Origin of the sequence: Heyndrickxia sp. FSL W8-0423, from assembly GCF_038009395.1 — a bacterium.
GTDB lineage: Bacteria > Bacillota > Bacilli > Bacillales > Bacillaceae_C > Heyndrickxia > Heyndrickxia sporothermodurans.
The window spans coordinates 4,031,206-4,050,369 of the sequence record NZ_JBBPBE010000001.1 but is presented as its reverse complement, the minus strand read 5'-3'; the positions used below and the strand labels follow the sequence as shown (position 1 = coordinate 4,050,369).

General features: G+C 37.1%; 23 protein-coding genes. 22 read left to right on the top strand and 1 reads right to left on the bottom strand.

What is annotated here, in order from left to right:
- The 17 genes from MKY81_RS20690 to MKY81_RS20610 all read left to right on the top strand — a co-directional run.
- The coding region (locus MKY81_RS20690) for a DEAD/DEAH box helicase (RefSeq protein WP_341118722.1) at positions 1 to 954 on the top strand (954 nt) is incomplete at its 5' end.
- Positions 947 to 1,654 carry a ComF family protein gene (locus MKY81_RS20685; RefSeq protein ID WP_341118721.1) on the top strand — a complete coding sequence of 236 codons (708 nt, stop codon included), beginning with the start codon at positions 947 to 949 and terminating at the stop codon, positions 1,652 to 1,654. The genes MKY81_RS20690 and MKY81_RS20685, both read left to right, overlap by 8 nt.
- A gap of 66 nt (positions 1,655 to 1,720) precedes the next feature.
- Entirely contained in the window at positions 1,721 to 2,119 is a 399-nt protein-coding gene (locus tag MKY81_RS20680) for a TIGR03826 family flagellar region protein (protein ID WP_341118720.1), read from the top strand.
- Between the two features lie 131 nt (positions 2,120 to 2,250).
- Positions 2,251 to 2,511, top strand: coding sequence for a flagellar biosynthesis anti-sigma factor FlgM (gene flgM, locus MKY81_RS20675; protein ID WP_066229091.1), 261 nt, complete (start codon positions 2,251 to 2,253; stop codon positions 2,509 to 2,511).
- Positions 2,512 to 2,551: 40 nt separating this feature from the next.
- Entirely contained in the window at positions 2,552 to 4,852 is a 2,301-nt protein-coding gene (locus tag MKY81_RS20670; RefSeq protein ID WP_341118718.1) for a hypothetical protein, read from the top strand.
- A gap of 2 nt (positions 4,853 to 4,854) precedes the next feature.
- The gene (locus MKY81_RS20665; RefSeq protein WP_066229154.1) at positions 4,855 to 5,142 is read left to right on the top strand and encodes an EscU/YscU/HrcU family type III secretion system export apparatus switch protein; all 288 of its coding nucleotides are present in this window, start codon (positions 4,855 to 4,857) and stop codon (positions 5,140 to 5,142) included.
- Positions 5,143 to 5,190: 48 nt separating this feature from the next.
- On the top strand, positions 5,191 to 5,616 hold the full coding sequence (fliS, locus tag MKY81_RS20660; RefSeq protein WP_108070150.1) for a flagellar export chaperone FliS: 426 nt from the start codon (positions 5,191 to 5,193) through the stop codon (positions 5,614 to 5,616).
- A gap of 21 nt (positions 5,617 to 5,637) precedes the next feature.
- On the top strand, positions 5,638 to 7,431 hold the full coding sequence (locus tag MKY81_RS20655; protein ID WP_341118716.1) for a flagellin N-terminal helical domain-containing protein: 1,794 nt from the start codon (positions 5,638 to 5,640) through the stop codon (positions 7,429 to 7,431).
- A gap of 120 nt (positions 7,432 to 7,551) precedes the next feature.
- A complete protein-coding gene (locus MKY81_RS20650) occupies positions 7,552 to 7,989 on the top strand; it encodes a YaaR family protein (protein WP_066229106.1) in 438 nt (145 codons plus the stop codon).
- 56 nt (positions 7,990 to 8,045) lie between these two features.
- Positions 8,046 to 8,537: a flagellar protein FlgN gene (locus MKY81_RS20645; protein ID WP_341118714.1), complete on the top strand. Its 492-nt coding sequence runs from the start codon at positions 8,046 to 8,048 to the stop codon at positions 8,535 to 8,537.
- A gap of 20 nt (positions 8,538 to 8,557) precedes the next feature.
- Entirely contained in the window at positions 8,558 to 10,108 is a 1,551-nt protein-coding gene (gene flgK, locus MKY81_RS20640; protein WP_341118713.1) for a flagellar hook-associated protein FlgK, read from the top strand.
- Positions 10,109 to 10,120: 12 nt separating this feature from the next.
- Complete coding sequence (flgL, locus tag MKY81_RS20635) at positions 10,121 to 11,014, top strand: flagellar hook-associated protein FlgL (RefSeq protein ID WP_341118712.1); 894 nt, start codon at positions 10,121 to 10,123, stop codon at positions 11,012 to 11,014.
- Between the two features lie 64 nt (positions 11,015 to 11,078).
- Positions 11,079 to 11,636 (top strand): DUF6470 family protein, encoded by a 558-nt coding sequence (locus MKY81_RS20630; RefSeq protein ID WP_341118711.1) that lies wholly within the window; start codon positions 11,079 to 11,081, stop codon positions 11,634 to 11,636.
- Positions 11,637 to 11,656: 20 nt separating this feature from the next.
- Positions 11,657 to 12,094 carry a flagellar assembly protein FliW gene (fliW, locus tag MKY81_RS20625; RefSeq protein WP_341118708.1) on the top strand — a complete coding sequence of 146 codons (438 nt, stop codon included), beginning with the start codon at positions 11,657 to 11,659 and terminating at the stop codon, positions 12,092 to 12,094.
- Positions 12,095 to 12,098: 4 nt separating this feature from the next.
- A complete protein-coding gene (csrA, locus tag MKY81_RS20620; protein WP_341118705.1) occupies positions 12,099 to 12,326 on the top strand; it encodes a carbon storage regulator CsrA in 228 nt (75 codons plus the stop codon).
- 157 nt (positions 12,327 to 12,483) lie between these two features.
- Positions 12,484 to 13,617, top strand: a complete 1,134-nt coding sequence (locus MKY81_RS20615; RefSeq protein WP_341118704.1) for a flagellin N-terminal helical domain-containing protein — start codon at positions 12,484 to 12,486, stop codon at positions 13,615 to 13,617.
- 322 nt (positions 13,618 to 13,939) lie between these two features.
- Entirely contained in the window at positions 13,940 to 14,074 is a 135-nt protein-coding gene (locus MKY81_RS20610; protein ID WP_009792986.1) for a flagellin, read from the top strand.
- A 432-nt stretch (positions 14,075 to 14,506) separates the two neighbouring features.
- Here MKY81_RS20610 and MKY81_RS20605 read toward each other — a convergent pair whose 3' ends face one another.
- Positions 14,507 to 15,358, bottom strand: a complete 852-nt coding sequence (locus tag MKY81_RS20605) for a DNA endonuclease (RefSeq protein WP_341118702.1) — start codon at positions 15,356 to 15,358, stop codon at positions 14,507 to 14,509.
- A gap of 215 nt (positions 15,359 to 15,573) precedes the next feature.
- On the opposite strand from MKY81_RS20605, the gene MKY81_RS20600 reads away from it, so the two are divergent.
- From MKY81_RS20600 to MKY81_RS20580, 5 genes are all read left to right on the top strand, one after another.
- Complete coding sequence (locus MKY81_RS20600; RefSeq protein ID WP_341118700.1) at positions 15,574 to 17,295, top strand: flagellin N-terminal helical domain-containing protein; 1,722 nt, start codon at positions 15,574 to 15,576, stop codon at positions 17,293 to 17,295.
- A gap of 98 nt (positions 17,296 to 17,393) precedes the next feature.
- A complete protein-coding gene (locus MKY81_RS20595; protein ID WP_341118698.1) occupies positions 17,394 to 18,074 on the top strand; it encodes a hypothetical protein in 681 nt (226 codons plus the stop codon).
- A gap of 149 nt (positions 18,075 to 18,223) precedes the next feature.
- Positions 18,224 to 18,400 carry a hypothetical protein gene (locus MKY81_RS20590; protein ID WP_341118696.1) on the top strand — a complete coding sequence of 59 codons (177 nt, stop codon included), beginning with the start codon at positions 18,224 to 18,226 and terminating at the stop codon, positions 18,398 to 18,400.
- A 15-nt stretch (positions 18,401 to 18,415) separates the two neighbouring features.
- The gene (locus MKY81_RS20585) at positions 18,416 to 18,604 is read left to right on the top strand and encodes a hypothetical protein (RefSeq protein WP_341118694.1); all 189 of its coding nucleotides are present in this window, start codon (positions 18,416 to 18,418) and stop codon (positions 18,602 to 18,604) included.
- A complete protein-coding gene (locus MKY81_RS20580; RefSeq protein ID WP_341118692.1) occupies positions 18,585 to 19,004 on the top strand; it encodes a hypothetical protein in 420 nt (139 codons plus the stop codon). The genes MKY81_RS20585 and MKY81_RS20580 overlap by 20 nt, the downstream gene beginning before the upstream one ends.
- Positions 19,005 to 19,164: the final 160 nt, after the last annotated feature.

Here is a 19,164-nt window from a genome sequence, read left to right as displayed (position 1 = left end):
TGTGGCGCAGGAAAAACAGAGATCCTTTTTGAAGGCGTTAATGAAGCCTTAAAACAAAACATGAGAGTCTGCATTGCCACACCCCGCACCGATGTCGTTCTCGAACTTGCCCCTCGATTGCAAAAAGTTTTTCCAACGATCCAAGTGGCAGCCCTTTATGGAGGAAGTGAAGATCGACATCTATTTTCACCCTTAACGATCGCAACGACCCACCAATTATTCCGTTTCTACGAGGCTTTTGATGTCATCATTGTCGATGAGGTCGACGCCTTTCCGTACACTTACGACCACACACTACAATGGGCCGTGAAAAAATCAGCAAAAAGCTCGGCAGCAAAAATCTATTTAACGGCAACACCTAACGAAAAATGGCAGCTTGAATGTAAAACAGGCAAACGTCCATTTATCACAATCCCAGCCCGATTTCATCGCTATTCCTTACCAGTTCCAACTTTCACATGGTGCGGAAATTGGAAAAAGTCATTTGAAAAAGGAATCATCCCCGCACCTATCGAAAAATGGACAAAAGAAAGAATACAAAGAGGAAAACAAGCCCTTATTTTTCTCCCAAACATCAAATTAATGGAAAAAACGGCCCCATACTTTAGAAAACTTCATCCAAACATCGAATCCGTCCATGCTGAAGACCCAAACAGGAAAGCCAAAGTCGAACGAATGCGCAAAAAAGAAACACAAATCCTTCTCACGACAACCATTCTCGAAAGAGGTGTCACATTTCCGAATATTGATGTCGCAGTCGTTGGAGCCGAAGATGGCATTTTTACCGAAGCCGCCCTCGTGCAAATTTCCGGTCGCGTCGGAAGAAGTTTACAACATCCAACTGGAAACATCACGTTTTTCCATCATGGACGAACAAGGGCAATGAATAAAGCGTACAACCACATTATCCAAATGAATAAAGAAGCGAAAGAAAGGGGATTAATCGATGTCTAATCATTGTTTAAATTGTCATCTCCCACTTCCATTCGAACTCACCTGGCAATCACTATTCAAACAATTGCCACCCTCCTATTTATGTAAAGACTGCAAAAAGCAATTGGCTCCTATACACCCGCCAATCTGTCCAAAATGCAGCCGCCCGCTTGAAAAACTTTCGAAAGACTATATTAAGGGGGATGTATGTCTCGACTGCTATCGCTGGGAAAATGATACGAACTGGACCAACATTCTCGATAAAAATATTTCTTTCTATGAATACAATGACTTTTTAAAAGATTTGCTTGCCCGTTTCAAATATCGCGGCGACTATATACTAGCAAAAATTTTTTCACAAAAAATCCAAAAGGAACTAGAAAAAATCAGCTGCGACGAAATCGTTCCGATCCCGCTTAGCAATGAACGCCTTCTCGAACGAGGATTCAATCAATCCACTGCATTAGCAACCGAAGCAAACTTAAACGTTGCTAATCTCCTAACAAGAGTGCATACCGAAAAACAATCAAAAAAGTCTCGCCAGGAACGAATTCATCTTCAACAAGTTTTCAATCGAAAAGATGACGTTAAACTGGAAGGGGAAAATATTCTCCTGATCGATGACATCTATACAACGGGCTCAACACTTAGACATGCGGCAAAAATATTAAAAGAGGCAGGCGCAAAAAGCGTCACATCCATCACAATTGCAAGAGGTTAACTATTAACAAAATCAATTAACATCCGATATAATAAATATATTAGTGATCAGTAGGAGGAGAACCGGATGGCAGATTTAGAAAACTGTCCGAAATGTGGTGCATTGTATATTAAAAACAATGTTCGTGACGTTTGTGAAAAATGCTATAAAGAAGAAGAAAAACGATATGAAGTTGTTTATAAATTTTTGAAAAAACGCGAAAATCGCTCGGCTACTAAAGATACCGTCGTCGATGAAACAGGAGTCGAAGAGGAATTACTATATAAATGGGTTCGTAAAGGCCGGCTCCAGCTCGCACAATTCCCTAACCTTGGATATCCTTGTGCAAAATGTGGAACAATCATAAGAGAAGGGAAACTCTGTGTAAAATGTACAGGAAGCATCCTAAATGACCTAGAATTACATAAAAAAGAAGAAAAACGAAAAGAAAAACTCCAAAAACGCACATACTATAGTCAGTCATAATTAACAAAAAAATCCAAACTCGCTGTTTGGATTTTTGACTAAATGGGAAAAATCGACTATAAAACTTTCACAAAAACTACCGATATAAACAATATAGGAAAAAATACGTTCGAACGAAAGGGGCGTAACCAATGAAAATTAACAACATTGGAAATCATGGAATCAACCCATATAAAAAGCAAATGAATAAAATGGAACAAGTAAATAAGAGCGGAAAACAAGTTGATAAAGTAGAGATATCCGGTGCGGCAAAGGAAATGCAGCAACTATCGAGCATCGAAAAAGAACGCCAAGCAAAAGTGGAACAATTAAAAAAACAAGTCGAGAACGGTCAGTATAAGATCGATCCGGAGAAAATTTCCACTAGTATAATGAAATATTACCGACCATAAAGTTTAACGGAGCGTGAGAAACATGCAAGTGCAAAATGATATGAAGATTCCATCTTTTACACAACAAGAAAAGCCCCTTGAATTAAAAGCGGGCGATGTCTATCAAGCAACAATAAAAGATAAAATCTCTGATCATGAGGCTGTACTGCAAATTAGAGGCCAAGAGGTAAAAGTGAGTATCCAAGGTAATTTCCCTTCAAGCGGGAATTTGTCAATTGAAGTAAAGGATACAAAACAGGCCATGCCAGTTGTAAAAGCGCTCCCACAAACAGAAGCAGCAGTTAATCAACAAAAGACTGTCCCATTTGTTATGGGAAATACAAAATTACCTGATGATTTAAAGGCTGCTGTAAACCTCCTAGTGAAACACAATATTCCTCTTGAACAAACCACACTGAGTCAAGTGAAGTCTTTTATGGAGCATGAAACAGGGACAACTACTCAAAAGTTGGAAACAATTGCAGCAATCATAAACAAAGGCTTGGATCTCACAAAGTCCCAGTTACAAGCAGTTCATCAAGCATTGCACTCATCTTCAATCGAACAGCTTGTTCAAGACATCGCCCCTGGCTTTGATCAGAAAACAATGGAAGCGATAAAAGGCAACACTACAGTCATTCTTTCAAAAAATAGAAACATTACTCAATCGGATCAGCTTTATCGTGTTGGTATGGATAAAGTAAATGAGGTTCTAGAAAAATTAGCACAGGGTATAAAGGATCCGCAAAAACTGCGGTTAATTGACTCATTACAAAAGGAATTAATAAAGGAAGGAGGATTGGAGCGGGTAATCAAACTTCTTCACGCGAATTTTTCCAGTGAGCTTAAAGCCGATCCTGCCCTATCCTCTTTAGTAAAAGATGCGATAAAACTTGGGTCACTAAGTCAATCATTCTTATTTGAAGCAGTAGAAAAATCGAACGTTCAGACGAATCAGGCAAATACCATTCAACAGGCGATCAAAATGGTTCAAAAAAGCCCAAATATGAATGAACTGATGCAATTCATTAAAGAGCAACTAATAGATTCAACCAATCTATCAACTATAGAATCAGAATCATTGAGAAACGTAGTGGAACATGCTGAACAGCTTCAGTCAAGTGGACGAGAATTGGCAGCACGTAAAGAATTGATGACCGAATTACATGCCATTAATAAAAATCATAAACTGCCTGTGACAGCGCCTATCTCGGAAGATACCGCATACCAAGTCAATGATGATTTCTTAGCAACATTGCCTATCCAGTCTAAGGATGTAATCGTCACGACGATTACAAAAAAGCTATCACAAGCGGCTATTGATTTTAAAGAAATAAAAAGGGAAATTTCAAACAATCTACAATCAATAATTAAATTATTTGATATGTTTAAACAAAATGCCGGAAACCAAGCAAAGCCCTTATTAGAATCAACGATTAAACAATTGGATAAAGCCATTTTACGAAGCGACTTTATGCTTTATACCGATATGACAACAGAAAAGAAGCTATTACAAGCAAGTTCACAGTTAAATGAAGCGAAAAAGCTTTTAAGCACAGGCAATTTTTCGGACGCAAATAAAATTGTAAGTGAAGTCAAAACGATGATGGACAAGTTGATTTTTAAACCTTCAAATGTGAAAGTACAGCATTTTGTAACAAAAGAATTTTTACAGCAAGAGGAGCCATCATTATCTAAGCAGCTGATTCATTCATTAAATGATTCAAACCAAACATTAAAACAATCACCATCCGCACGGCAAGCATTTGAGTTTGTTCGAAATTTAGGTTTAACCTATGAGTCAGAACAGGCACATTCCTTAATCACAAAAGGGCAGGGCCAAGCATCGTTAGACTCTACTGTAAAAGGGATCTTACAGAGGCTTGCACAGACTGAAGGGAATCCTACGATAGATCAAACATTGCAAAACCTTACCGGACAACAGCTATTAAGCAGGTCAGATCAATCAAGTACACAAAGTTTAATGTTTGCTCTACCATTTCTTATTCAAAATAAAGTGGAGAATGTGAAAGTCTATATTAATTCTAAAAATCAGTCGGAAAAAATAGATTGGGAGCATTGCAGTCTTTATTTTCTATTTGAAACGAAGAAGCTTGGTGAAGTGGGGATTCTACTTTCCTCATCCGATCGGGTCCTAAATCTCACGATAAAAAACGACCGCCAAGGATTTAAGGAAAAAATTACACCACTTGCTGAAGTGGCAAAAGAAAGATTAAAGGAAATCGGCTATAGCATAGGGACAATCCAATTTACACGATTAACAGAGTCAAATAAGTCTTTAACACCTAAAGTAGAAGCTGAAAAAAAGAACATCACAAGAGGATTGGACCTTACGATATGACAATGAAATATTTTAACCCCAAAAACAAACGAATACTTAATGGTCCATCGGCAGCAGTTATCCGCTATGATGAAACACAACCTGGTCCAACAGTCGTTGCACATGGTACAGGCAATGTTGCCGAAAAAATCATTGAACTAGCAAAAAAACACGGAGTTCAAATGCAAGAAGATGCAGGACTTCTTCAGCAATTGATTGATGTAGACTTAGGTGATAATATTCCTCCACAACTATATTCAGTCATTGCCGAAATATTAATATTAATTGAGGAAATGGAAAAAAACTATTAAAAAATGAAAGAATCATCCGATATATAGAGTGATTAGGAGGTTAAAATCATGGAATTTTTAACAAAAGAATTCATTTATTCAAAATCATCACAAGAAATAACCTCATTGCTCTATGAAGCATTAATGGATCGAGTGCGCGAAGCAATTGATGCAATAGAAAAAAAGGACTTTATTGAAGCAAATACAAAGCTTCAAAAGGCAAATGATATTTTACAACGATTAGGTGTAGGTTTGAATTATGAAGCGGGGATTATTGCTGACCAGCTTGATACCCTTTATAACTATATGGCAAATAACTTAGTAGAAGCAAACTTGAAAAAAGATACGACCCTTTTAATAGAAGTTCTTCAAATCACGGAATCTATCGCAAATGCTTGGAATGAAGCATTAAAAAATAAAGAAAAACAAGAAACTCAACTTCAACGAAAAGCGAATGCTTACGAACAGCATGTAGCAGTAGCAACACAGGAATAAGAGAAATGAGGAGAATCGAACATGAGGATTAATCACAATATCCAAGCATTAAATGCGTACAGAAATTTATCACAAACGATGAGCAGTACATCGAAAAGCCTTGAAAAACTTTCATCCGGACTGCGCATTAACCGTGCGGCAGACGATGCGGCAGGACTTGCCATTTCCGAAAAAATGCGTTCACAAATCCGCGGTTTAAGTATGGCTGAACGAAATTCATTGGATGCTGTTTCTCTTATTCAAACTGCTGAAGGGGCATTGAACGAAACCCATTCCATTTTGCAAAGAATGAGGGAATTAAGTGTGCAGGCATCAAATGGCACACTAGAGGATAATGATCGTGGCGCGATACAAGCCGAAATGAATCAATTAACATTTGAAATTGATCGTATCGCTGATACGACGCAATTCAACCAAAAGAAATTATTCAGTGGTGCGGAAAAAGGAAGACCATTTGCCGAAATTAGCTCGGATCAAGTGACTTATCAGGGAACGGGAACATGGAAGGGTACGATTACAGCGGATCCTACAGACCCTGCTCAAGTCGTAATGGACTTTTCTGCAGCATTTGGAAAGCAACTATCGACAGCAATTGATGGCAAAACCTTTACAGTTAATGGCAAGACGTATGAAATAGATATTACAAATGGCAAAACACCTGGCCTTTCTAAATCTAGTAATATCGCTGTCAATTTAACAACGGCTCAATGGAAAGACAACGCAGCGAATGATACAGATGCCGTTTCAAATATAAATAATTTACTTGGTGCATTAACATCAGCAATTAATGCAAATGATCCTACTTTCACTGCAAAAGCAACAAATGCGGCAAATACTGGAACTACAACTGATAATATCATTAATAATGGTAAAATCACTTTAACGACTAAAGCGAATATGGCTCCAATTGATGCCGCAACTATAAAAGTAAGTACAACCTTTGCAAATACAGCAGTCAAATATTTAGACCCTACTAATTTAACAACAGAAGTAAAAAATGTCATCGGCAAACCAAATGCAATTAATGCTGAGACGTTTAATCTAAAATTTTCTGAAGTTCCAAAAGCAGGGGATCAATTAAAAATTGGCAACTTAACGATTAATTTCGGCACTCCATCAAAAGCGTACGCAAACAATAGCGCAACAATCGATATAACTGGAAAAGATGTTTTTACTGTATTAAACGAAATTAATCAAACTTTAGTAACTGCACAAAAGGATACGACAAATAACCCGTTAAAAGATCTTGCACCAACCTTTAGTGTTGTTGGAAATACATTATCATTAGGCACGACAAAAACGAATGACGGTACGAGCGGTTTGGCAATCCAGCTAATTGACAAAGATTTTGAAGCAAACGCAGGAAAAGATCTTGAAATTCAGTTCCAAATTGGAGCAAACAGCTCCGAAACATTAACGATGTCTATCGGAATAATGGATGCTGCTAGCTTAGGACTTGCAAGAGACTTACAAGGAAACAAAATTACAACACCAGGACTAAACGCTCAAGCAGGAGTAGATGTAAGTACGGCGCAAGGAGCTAGTGAAGCGATTGACCTTATCGATCAAGCGATCCAAAAGGTTTCTGCAGAACGAAGCAAATTAGGGGCATACCAAAACCGATTAGAGCACACCGTTACAAATTTACAAACTGCCAATGAAAACTTAACAGCTGCTGAATCACGTATTCGTGACCTTGACATGGCAGAAGAAATGACAAATTATACACGTAACAATATTCTAAACCAAGCCGGTCAAGCAATGCTCGCGCAAGCAAACCAGCTGCCACAAGGAATTCTACAGTTATTGAAATAAATTTCAACATGGGGTGGAGGACAAATAGGACTCCACCCTTATTTATTGGGGATAATCTCCAACTGAAATTTTATTGAAACTCACGTAAAATAAGAAAAAAGCGATGAAGAGGTGAGCACCGTGGAAGTAGGGAAAGTAGATAAATTAGGTTTAAATAAACTTCAAAAAAAGAATCAAGTAGCTTCAGAGACGGTCTCGTTTTCAGAAGTCATGTCTAAAGGACGTGAAAATAGAACGTTAGAAAGAATGACCAAGCTGATGCAAGACATCGAGGACCAAGGACAAAAGCTTGCCAAATCAAGAACGATTGAAGATTTTCGTAAATATAAAAAACTTGTGAAATCCTTTATGGAGGATGCCGTCAATAATGGTCTAAAGCTGGAAGAACAGCGCGGTCTCAACTGGCGTGGACGTTCAAAAGTTTATAAAATCGTTAAAGAAGTAGATTCGAAATTAATCGATTTAGCCAATAAAGTACTGGAAAAAGAACAAAAAGGAATAGATATATTAGGACTTGTCGGAGAAATTCAAGGATTAATCGTTAATATTTACACTTAACATTTTTCCTTATTTGCCGATAAAAAAGATAGAAACTTAAAACAGGAGGGTCTTTCATGCTGACCCAAAAGCTAATAGAAATATTGCAAAAAACACTTAAGCTTCATCAAAGTCTATATGAAATTGCTGTTGAAAAAACAGAAGTTATAAAATCAGCCAATATCGAATCATTACAGAACATCATCCAAAATGAACAAAAGCATATTGCAGCCATTCAAATGTTTGAAAATCAACGACAAGAATTGGTTGCACGATTTAAAAAAGATTTAGCCATTGAAATGGACGGGTTCACTATTTCAGCACTACTTACTCATTTAAATGGACCCGAGAAGGAACAGATTCAAGAACTACAAGCGAATTTAATCCAACAAGTGGATGAATTGAAAAATGTAAATACGTTGAATCAACAATTACTTATGCATTCCTTACAATTCGTTCATTTGAATTTAAACTTTTTCGATCCAGAGCCTGAATCACCAAATTATACAAAATCAGCAGATGAAGAGCTTGTCGAAACGACGCGATCTTTATTTGATTCTCAAGCCTAACGAGAAAAGGAGGGAAACCATTGCGTTCAACATTTTTCGGTTTAGAAACGGCCAAACGCGGAATGTTTACTTCGCAAAGTGCCATTTATACAACAGGAAATAATATTTCAAATGCGAATACACCTGGATATACAAGACAACGAATAGAATTTATCCAAACAGAAGGTTTTCCATCACCGGCGATGAACCGACCTGAAATTCCGGGCTTACTCGGAACAGGAGTAAAAGAAGGATCGATTGAGAGAATTAGGGATCAATTTATCGATCGGCAGTATCGCAATGAAAATACGAAATTAGGATACTGGCAATCCTATGCTGGGTCTGTACAAAAAATGGAAGAAATTATGAATGAACCGAGTGACTATGGTTTATCAAAAGCGATGTCGCAATTTTGGCAGTCACTTCAAGATTTAAGTGTAAACCCTGAAAATGAGGGGGCAAGGATGGTTGTTTTACAACGTGGACAATCATTAGCAGAAACATTTAATTATTTGCATGATTCTTTAACGTCCGTGCGCAATGAGCTGAATCATGAAATGGATGTAACGGTTCAACAAGTCAATTCATTAACGACCCAGCTTGCCGCTGTAAATAAGCAAATTAGTGAAGTAGAGCCTCATGGTTATTTACCGAATGATTTATACGACCAAAGAGACCGTTTACTTGATGAATTATCGAGTATTGTTCCTATTGAAACGACCTATCAAACATCAGGTGGCAAACCATCACCAAAAGCAGAAGGTACAGCTAGTATCAATCTAGTCATTGGAAATAAAAAGATAAGCTTAGTAAACGGCTCAAATGCAAGTGCTCTTTCTATTGAAAAAGATGAAAAAGGTGTAAGTTCAATTTCAGTTAATGGTGAAATCGCGACAAGTGATATGAATAGCCTCACAGGCCAAGGAAAACTAAATGCATTAATTCAAGCATATGGAACAGGTGAAGGCAAAGGGTTGTATCCGGAAATGCTTGATAACTTAGATAAACTAGCTTATACATATGCAAGCATTTTTAACGAGATTCATTCAAAAGGCTATGATAAGGATGGAAATGGCGGAGTCGATGCAAATGGCAATCCACTAGGCAAAAACTTTTTCGAAGGACTAGGAACTGATTATAAAGGGGCGGCAGGAAGTATTAAGGTAGCTGACCTCAAACCGTCAGAAATCGCTGCTTCACTAGTGAAAGGTAATGCAGGAAATGGTGGCAACGCGATTGCTTTAGGGAATATTAAAGACTTGCAATTCTCTAATAACTCTGTCACGTTAAGCGATGGAACGAAACTTGAAAATTTAGAAATAAATAATGGAACGATCCAATCGTTTTTTGAAGGGACAATTGGAAGTATGGCGGTAAAAGGTCAGCAGGCAAATCGACTCGCACATAATAGTGAAGTCCTTCTAAATTCTGTAGATAAAAACCGTCAATCAGTTACAGCAGTTTCTTTAGATGAAGAGTTTTCAAACTTAATACAATTTCAACATGCCTATTCAGCATCTGCTCGCATGATTACAGCAATCGATGAGATGCTTGATCAAATTATTAATGGACTGGGACATGTTGGGAAATAGGGGTGAAATGAGATGCGCGTAACACAAAGTATGATATCGAATAATGTGATGTTTAATATTAACCAAAGCTATTCACTCATGGATAAGCTAAATGAACAAATGACAACTCAAAAAAAGATTTCAAGACCGTCGGATGATCCAGTCGTTGCGATGAAAGGAATGTTTTATCGGACAAATGTAATGGAAATTGAGCAGTTCAAAAGCAATTTCTCAGAAGCGCGAAATTGGGTAGAAACAACCGATTCTGCATTAAGTGAAATGAATAAAGCCTTGCAACGGATTCGTGAAATAACGGTAAGTGCGAATAATGGAACATATGATAAAGAGCAAACGAAAGCAGTAGCGGATGAAGTTAGTCAATTAAAAGAACATATTGCCTCCATTGCTAATTCTAAAGTCGGCGACAAATATATTTTTAACGGAAGCAATACATTAACAGCCCCTGTTCAAACGACTGATGCAGGTATCAAAGCACAATTTTCTGAAGGTAATGTAAATATGGAGCTTTCTAAAGGAATCTATGTTCCAGTTAATATCAATGGAACGAATGCCTTTATGGGTGGTGCAAATGGGGACAGTGTCTTTACAGAATTAGACAATCTGGAAAAAACATTACGAGGAGAAGGATCCGGAAAAATAGGCGACTTCATTCAAACGATGGATGACCGGATTTCTAAAGTTTTATCTGCTCAATCCGAAATCGGTGCACGAACAAACCGCTTAGATTTCATGGAAGAAAGAATTGACAATCAAAAACTTATCGCGAAACGGGTCATGTCAGATAATGAAGATATCGACTTTGAAAAACTCGTCACAGACTTCAAAACACAGGAAGCCATTCACCGTGCTGCGATGGAAGCCGGTGCAAGAATCATCCAACCGACACTATTGGATTTCCTAAGGTAAAAGGGAAGCTATTCATTTCGAATAGCTTTTTTTGTAAGATATAGAAAGAAGGGGATGAATTTCTATGCAGGTGTCACAAATTAGACTCCAATCCCAGCAGGCACAAATTGAATTACAAACGAGACCAGCCACACAAACGATCGAACAGCCAAAAGCACAAATGGATATCCAGCAGCCCCATGCGGAATTACAAATACATACAATTCCCGGCAAACTTTCCATTGACCAAACCGAAGCATGGGAAGAGATGGATATTAAAAGTGTCTTTCGACGAACCGAAGAAAATGCCCAATATGGCAAGCAGAAGGCAATGGAAGGAATCGCAAGAATTGCCTCTGAAGGCGACCAACTGATGAAGATAGAAAACAGTCGGAAAGTAATCGTCGAGCAATCGGCCCAACGAGCACTTGAGAACCAAACATTCGACACGAATATTACATGGATTCCATCGTTTTTTTCTGTAAAAACGGACTACCAGCCAGCGAAAGTAACTATTGATTGGAATACCCACCAAGCAAACATCAATGTGAACACACAAAAACCAATTATTACGTATCAACCAGGTGAAGTAACAGCAAGATTGAAACAGCATCAAGCATTAAATATAGACTTTACGCTGTAAGATGAAATGGAGTGTTATAAATGAAAATCGAAACAAAATATCACGGCGAAACCGAAATAAATGAAAAAGACGTTCTCCACTTTGAAAAGGGAATCCCAGGGTTTCCAGAAGAACACAAATTTATTTTGCTTCCATTACCAGACCAAGCCTTGTTTACGATTATGCAATCGCTTCAAACGGCCGGACTTGCATTTGTCTTAACAAGTCCATTTAATTTTATCGACAAATACGAATTTGCTCTTGATGAAAGTACAATGGAACAATTGTTTATCGAAAGTCAGGAAGATATTAGCGTATTCACAATTGTAACGGTCCAAGATCCATTTGAAAAAACAACCGCAAACCTGCAAGCACCAATTGTGTTAAACATAAAAAATAACAAAGCAAAACAAGTCATCCTAAACGATTCACCATACAAAATCAAACATCCGCTCTTTGAGCAACCAGTAAAGGGGTGAGACGATGCTAGTCCTATCACGAAAAAAAGGTGAAGCCATCCAAATCGGTGATGACATCGAAATCACCATCACCGCCATCAAAGGCGACCAAGTCAAAATCGGCATCAACGCACCAAAAAATGTAGAAATCCATCGGAAAGAAGTCTACCTAGACATCCAATCCGAAAACACCGAAGCATCAAAAGATATCACAAACCTTCTATCACTCCTACCAAAAACAAAAAAAGAATAAAATTTTTATCAAAAACTATTAAACCTCCTCGAAACCTGTCGATATAAATAATGTAAGCGAGAGTTGAAAGGACGGCCGACTTTCTGCTCTTGCTAAACAAACTAATTTATATCGTTCACAAGGATGTGAGCGGGATATTCAAGGAGGAAATTATATTATGCAAATCAATCATAATATTGCGGCGTTGAATACTTATAACAAGTTAAATGCTGCTTCAAATGCTCAGTCTAAATCTATGGAGAAATTGTCTTCTGGTATGCGTATTAACCGAGCAGGAGATGATGCAGCTGGTCTTGCTATTTCTGAAAAAATGCGCGGACAAATTCGTGGATTAGATATGGCATCTAAAAATGCTCAAGATGGTATCTCATTAATCCAAACAGCTGAAGGTGCATTAAACGAAACACATGATATCCTTCAACGTATGCGTGAATTAGCAGTTCAATCTTCAAACGATACAAATACAGATGCAGATAGAAATGAAATTCAAAAAGAAGTTAGCCAATTAAAAGATGAAATTGGCAGAATTGCTAATACAACAGAATTCAACACTAAAAAGCTTTTAAACGGTGACCTTGAGGGAGCAAAAACTGCACAAGGCACAGAATTAAAATCTGTTGAATTAAATGCTGCCGGTGCCGCAGCTACTGACGCTACACTTTTAACAGATTTAACTGATGCAAATGGTAACTCATTAGGTCTTAAATCTGGCGATGTTATAAAAATTAATGCAAAAATTAATGGTACAGCACAATCGGAAACAACAGTAACAATTGCTGATGACACTGATGTGGATGCATTATTAACTGCAATTGGAAGTATCGCGGGCGGAACAGCAACTATTGAAGCTGATGGTACTCTTAAAGTTGTAGGTGCAGATGGAACTGCTGGTGCAATCTCAGATCTTAAATTGTCTGTTGATGATCGTCAATTATTTAATAATAAATTCAGTAACTTTAAAGAAACACAAGCAGCTTTAGATACAAATGTTGATTCAGCACTATCTTTCCAAATTGGAGCAAATGAAGGACAAACAATGAAAGTAGATATTAACAGAATGGATGTTCAAGCACTTTCACTTCAATCCGTTGATTTAAGTACAGAACAAGGTGCTCAAACTTCAATTTCTGTTATCAATAGTGCAATTGAAAAAGTATCTACTGAGCGTTCAAAACTTGGTGCTTTCCAAAACCGCTTGGATCATACAATTAACAACTTAGGTACATCTTCCGAAAACCTAACTGCTGCGGAATCTCGTATCCGTGACGTTGATTATGCTTTAGCTGCCTAACAGTGACAAGCACAGTCGTCCTAGCTGGTAACGGCTAGAGATTATGATCGGGTGAATTGCTGGAAAACCCTTAGAGCTTTTCCTACCACAACGTAGTTGGAAACGACAAGCGTGATGGTGAGAAAAAAGAAAAGATTGGGCAATCAGCAGCCAAGCTCCTGTCTCGAAAGAGTGGAGAAGGTCCAACGACTAGGATAGACCATCTAAGGCGTAAGCTATGATGATGAAATCCATAGGTGAAACAATGATCATCAGCATTGTGAATCCGAAGTGCCCGACCCCTATAAGAAATTATGAGGGTGAAGATATAGTCTAGTCATTTATGAAAGTAAATGTTCGCACGATGGCGAAAGAAATGATGAACCAAACTAAGAATTCTATTCTTTCTCAAGCAGCACAAGCAATGTTGGCTCAATCCAATCAAATGCCTCAAGGAGTATTACAACTCTTGAGATAATTGGTTGAAGGGCGTCTTATCTGGAAACGGGTAAGAGGATTACTGGGTGAATTGCTGGAACTTCCTAAAGCTTCATCAACCACAACGTAACTGGAAACGGTCTGCGTGAAGGTGTGAAAATGATGCAGATGAAACAATGGATAATCAGCAGCCAAGCTCCTGTGAGGAAACTCTGGAGAAGGTTCAACGACTAGAGAATACGGTCTAAGGTGATAAGCTATGACTATGAATCTCGTAGGGCAGCGGGAAGCTGTTCGAAGTGCCCAGCTCCATGAAAAATCATGGATGAAGATATAGTCTATTCTATGATCGAAAGACATAGTCGCAAAGCAAGCGAACCAACAACCACAAGGAGTATTACAACTTCTTCGTTAATTTATTAAAGAAGGGCTTTGGGTTATCCAAAGCCTTTTCTATATTTTTGTAGTAATTCTATAATAAGTTCATTTTCCTAAGTTCTCGTAGTTTATAAACAATAGACCAATAGCTTCTGTCAAGTTGTACAGCGATCTCTTTATCGGAATATCCGTTTTTCTTAAGAAATATGATCCGGTTTATTTCTTCAGTCGTATAATTTCTCCACCTTTCCGAGTCACTTACTACAATTTGATAATTAGAATACTGTTCCTTCCACTTTACTTTTTCCTGTTTCAAGCGAAAAATCCAATTTGTTTTATAATACATACTTGGACATGTTTTTGTTATATCTTCGATTATATTTAAAAATAAAAATGTTTGTTTAACTGATGTAGTACGTAAAATTAATCCATTTCCATCTTTTCTGCTAGCTAAATGTAAATGAATATCAAAAGTATTCTTAATGTGATTTTTTAATAGAGTTAAATCTTCGGAGGTGTAATTCTGTAAGTATAAGTATATTTGCGGAGTTAAGTAAATTTTTTTATTAATATGATTAACGCGATGGGTAATTGACAATGTTCCATCATCCATATAAAGTACAGCTAAAAAATAATTGAGTTTACAGTAGTCTAACATTGATTTTGGAATGGTCTTAGCACCATTTTCAACATAAAATAATTTTAATAACTGGGTAAAAAGTGGATTCGATCCTGATCGAAGTGTTTGACTTTGTGCCGTAATATAAAATAATCCTCCCATTAAATCTGCTTTCCATTCCCGATACGCTTTTTGATTTTTGCCATAATGTTCTCTATAACTACTATTTTTTCTTCTACTTCCTTTATATAGTTTCGTTAGTTCTCCATCTCCGATAATACTAGCTATTAATACATTCGTCTGAACTTCGTTTAAATTTGCAAACATTTTAAACACCTCTCAACAGGAACGTATGTTTCTATTTTAACATGAATACTATTAATTGGCATGAGTAGTAAGAAAAAATTCAGTAGTTTTAGGTAAAATATTTTAATCAGAGTAATCTTTTATTCTAAAATTTATTGTAAATAATTTTCACAATTCTACTAAAAAGTGATAATTTTTTACCGATATAAAAAGCAGGAATTAAAGGAGTTTTTCTAATGATCATTAACTATAATGTTCCTGTTATCAAAACATTAAACCAATTAAATAAAACAAATAAAAAAGTGGCATCTGCTGTCGAAAAACTATCTTCTGGTCTTCAGATTAATCGTGCCGGGGATGATGCAGCGGGGTTAGCAATTTCTGAAAAAATGCGGGCACAAATACGAGGACTTGGGCAAGCCCATCGTAATATCCAAGATGGTATTTCGCTTATTCAAACTGCTGAGGGTGGGCTATCGAATATATTATCACCACCTTTAGAGCGAATGAGAGAGTTAGCAGTACAAGCAGCAAATGATACGTTAACTGAAGAGGATCGAGCAGCGGTTCAAGATGAAATCGAACAGATTAAGCAAGGGATTGAACAAATTGTTCAAAATACAAATTTCAATGGGGTGCCATTACTAAAAGGAATTCGGGATTCTATTCCTCATAATCCGGCACGAAACCCTAATCAATTTCTTGGTATTGATCTTTCAGGAACACAATTTGCATCAAGTGATGGGGTGAACTGGTCAGTCCAAGCAACGACTGGAGCAGGGATTAATACTAATGGCCTAACCTGGGGGGACAACCAGTTTGTAGTTGTTGGAAATAATGGTCTAATCCGAACATCAGTAGATGGAACATCATGGGTCAATCAAAATTCAGGCACTTCCAATACTTTACATAATGTAATCTATGGCAATAACCAGTATGTGGCGGTTGGTTCAAATGGAACGATCCTTACATCTTCAAATGGGAGTGATTGGACTGCTCAAACATCTGGTACGACTGAAAATATCATAAATGTCCTGTGGAATGGTAATCAATATGTAGCAGTTGGAGGAAGAGCAACCATACTCACATCTGACGATGGGGTCACTTGGACAACTCGTTATTCAGGTGTTTCCAATACGTTACGAGCAATAGAGTGGGATGGAAGTCAGTATGTAGTAATGGGCGACAACGGAAAGTTCCTTACTTCATCTGACGGAAAATCATGGGCCTATCATTCTACTGGCATTTCAAGTAATTTTGTGGATGTTGCACGGAATGATAATACGTTTGTAGCGATAACTGATGATGGAAGCATTTTGTCTTCATCAAATGGTAATAACTGGACTATTCAAGTATCGTCTTCAAGAAATTGGTTAAATGATATTGCTTGGAGTGGAAGTCAATTTGTCATCACGGGAGGAACTCCCACTGCGAAAGAGATGATTTTATCTTCATCTGACGGATTATCTTGGACTACACGCATGTCGGGAACGTATGCCCCTATTCAAGCTATGGTATGGGCTGGAAATACTGATTCTGAGCAAGTAGATAATTCTTTAAAACCAATAGTCTTCTCCTTACAAGTTGGACCTAATGCAAATCAATCAGTTCAAATTAGTATAAATGATGCAGGTATCGAGAGCATAGGGATTGCTGATGTAAATGTGCTCACAAGAAATGGCTGGGAGGCTGCGATTGATCGTGTAGACCAAGCGATTGGGAAAATAATTTCAGAACGTACGAAGCTGGGTAGTATGCAAAACCGTCTTGAACATGCAATGAATAATAATGAAAATTATGAAGAAAATCTAACAGCCGCAGAATCTCAAATCCGAGACGCTGACATAGCAAAATCAGTAATGGAGCAAACAAGGAATTCTATTCTTGCTCAAGCAGCACAAGCCATGTTAGCACAATCACAGCAAATGCCTCAAGGGGTGTTGCAGCTTCTAAGATAATAATTTTTAAAAGGAAATATTTCTTCTTTTAAAAGTATATAAAATTTACTGATAAAAAGTATTGGGTCGAGGAATACCTATGGAGGTAATGAACAAGCATGAAAAAATTAATTAGTCTATTATCTATATTAATACTAGTATTTTCTTTCTTTTTACAAGAAACACAAGCGTCCACAGTTAATACGAAAAAAAGTCGTGTGACATATACATTAAAAGATAATAAAGGGAAGAAATGTATTGTTTATGTTGTTCCGACAAGTGAAAAGAAAGCAAGAGGTTCGAATAATGCTAAATATGGTTGGAACACTCTATGGGCTGGAGTAAACGAGGGTGATCTAATATATCACGGAAATTATAAACTTTATATTAAAAAGTCGGGAAAGAAAAATGTTAGTTATACTGGCTTCAAACTTAAAAACTATACTTATAATGCAACAAGAAAAATGATGTATTCCATACCATCGAAACATAAAGGACAGCCAGACCTTTTTATTATCTCTGGAACGGAATCATCCAACTTTGAATATGGTGAAATTTATTACATTCAAAGTGGTAAGCTAAAAAAAGCAAAAAATGCTTTTGAATATACACTGCGCCCACATAATATCGGCAAAAATAAATACCAAGTACCTGCTTATAACAATGCGAACGGAAAATGGTATATTAGTGATTTTAAGTTGGCTCTATCCAGTGGTAAATTGGAAGAAACTCAAGTACTCATTAAAAGATATAAAAATATGGATAAATTTATTAAAGGATGGAGAAAGGACTGGAAATAGAAATTCGAGGAAATATGGGGACGATTCTTTTGTTAATCTAATTTATGTTCTTGGTTTCATAGCAATAGTCCCCGATTTTTGAAAGTTCTACGGAGATTTCCCTTTTAAAAATACCAAATAGAATATTTGTTCTGTTTTTGTTATTATTAATGTATAAGATCGAAAAGGGTTGTGATATATTAATGGTAACGAGCATGGTGTTTGAGAAGCCCCCAATTTATTCCGCTGTTGATTATGATGGACTTTGGAAAAAACTTATTAATGAGCTGTTTGAGGAGTTTGTCCTATTTTTTGCACCCGATTTATATGAAAAAATTGATTTTTAGAAGAAGTATGAATTTTTGCAGCAGGAGCTTTATAAAGAAGTTATTCAAGAGAAGAAGGGCAAACAAATTGCTGATCAAATTGTTAAAGTATACTTAAAAAGTGGTATAGAAAAATGGCTTCTTATCCACATTGAAGTTCAAGGGGATCCCGATCCAGAGTTCCCAAATTGCAGTCTTAGCTGGTATGTATGCAAGTATGTCTAAAAATGATGACGATACCCGCTTTCGTTTCAAACTCAAATTAATGCGGTTACTTTTGCAAAAAAGTAACTTTCCTCAAGAAGAACAACGCATCTATTTATCTGCCCTTATTTATTTTGTAGACTACATCTTGCAAATTCCCGATGAATTGACATCCAAATTAAGAAATGAAATCATGATCATGAAGGAGGAAGTGGATATGTTCTTTTTAGATCGAAAAAATCTACCCCCAACTTTTGGTGAAATAAGAGAAGAAGCACGTGAAGAAGGCTTAGAGCAAGGACGTAAACAGATTGCCCTTGAAATGTTAGCAGATGGTATGGATGTTGAAGTAATTGCTAAATATGTAAAACTTCCTATCGAAGAAATTAAAAGATTGAAGAAAAAGGGATGGACACAGTGACACCCCGAATTCCCCAAAAATGTTGATAAGGGATTTAACGTCTTTTATTTGAGAGGGATTCTATCTATTACCAAGCCAGAGGATAACTGTACTGGAACTTCTATAAGCTTTTTCAACCACAATATAACTGGAAATGGTCCATCGATAGCTTAAATAAAAT

Coding starts and splice junctions, on each gene's coding strand:
- MKY81_RS20685 (WP_341118721.1), top strand. CDS start 947: ATGTCTAATCATTGTTTAAATTGTCATCTCCCACTTCCATTCGAACTC.
- MKY81_RS20680 (WP_341118720.1), top strand. CDS start 1,721: ATGGCAGATTTAGAAAACTGTCCGAAATGTGGTGCATTGTATATTAAA.
- flgM (WP_066229091.1), top strand. CDS start 2,251: ATGAAAATTAACAACATTGGAAATCATGGAATCAACCCATATAAAAAG.
- MKY81_RS20670 (WP_341118718.1), top strand. CDS start 2,552: ATGAAGATTCCATCTTTTACACAACAAGAAAAGCCCCTTGAATTAAAA.
- MKY81_RS20665 (WP_066229154.1), top strand. CDS start 4,855: ATGAAATATTTTAACCCCAAAAACAAACGAATACTTAATGGTCCATCG.
- fliS (WP_108070150.1), top strand. CDS start 5,191: ATGGAATTTTTAACAAAAGAATTCATTTATTCAAAATCATCACAAGAA.
- MKY81_RS20655 (WP_341118716.1), top strand. CDS start 5,638: ATGAGGATTAATCACAATATCCAAGCATTAAATGCGTACAGAAATTTA.
- MKY81_RS20645 (WP_341118714.1), top strand. CDS start 8,046: ATGCTGACCCAAAAGCTAATAGAAATATTGCAAAAAACACTTAAGCTT.
- flgL (WP_341118712.1), top strand. CDS start 10,121: ATGCGCGTAACACAAAGTATGATATCGAATAATGTGATGTTTAATATT.
- MKY81_RS20630 (WP_341118711.1), top strand. CDS start 11,079: ATGCAGGTGTCACAAATTAGACTCCAATCCCAGCAGGCACAAATTGAA.
- fliW (WP_341118708.1), top strand. CDS start 11,657: ATGAAAATCGAAACAAAATATCACGGCGAAACCGAAATAAATGAAAAA.
- csrA (WP_341118705.1), top strand. CDS start 12,099: ATGCTAGTCCTATCACGAAAAAAAGGTGAAGCCATCCAAATCGGTGAT.
- MKY81_RS20615 (WP_341118704.1), top strand. CDS start 12,484: ATGCAAATCAATCATAATATTGCGGCGTTGAATACTTATAACAAGTTA.
- MKY81_RS20610 (WP_009792986.1), top strand. CDS start 13,940: ATGAAAGTAAATGTTCGCACGATGGCGAAAGAAATGATGAACCAAACT.
- MKY81_RS20605 (WP_341118702.1), bottom strand. CDS start 15,358: ATGTTTGCAAATTTAAACGAAGTTCAGACGAATGTATTAATAGCTAGT.
- MKY81_RS20600 (WP_341118700.1), top strand. CDS start 15,574: ATGATCATTAACTATAATGTTCCTGTTATCAAAACATTAAACCAATTA.
- MKY81_RS20595 (WP_341118698.1), top strand. CDS start 17,394: ATGAAAAAATTAATTAGTCTATTATCTATATTAATACTAGTATTTTCT.
- MKY81_RS20590 (WP_341118696.1), top strand. CDS start 18,224: ATGTATAAGATCGAAAAGGGTTGTGATATATTAATGGTAACGAGCATG.
- MKY81_RS20580 (WP_341118692.1), top strand. CDS start 18,585: ATGTATGCAAGTATGTCTAAAAATGATGACGATACCCGCTTTCGTTTC.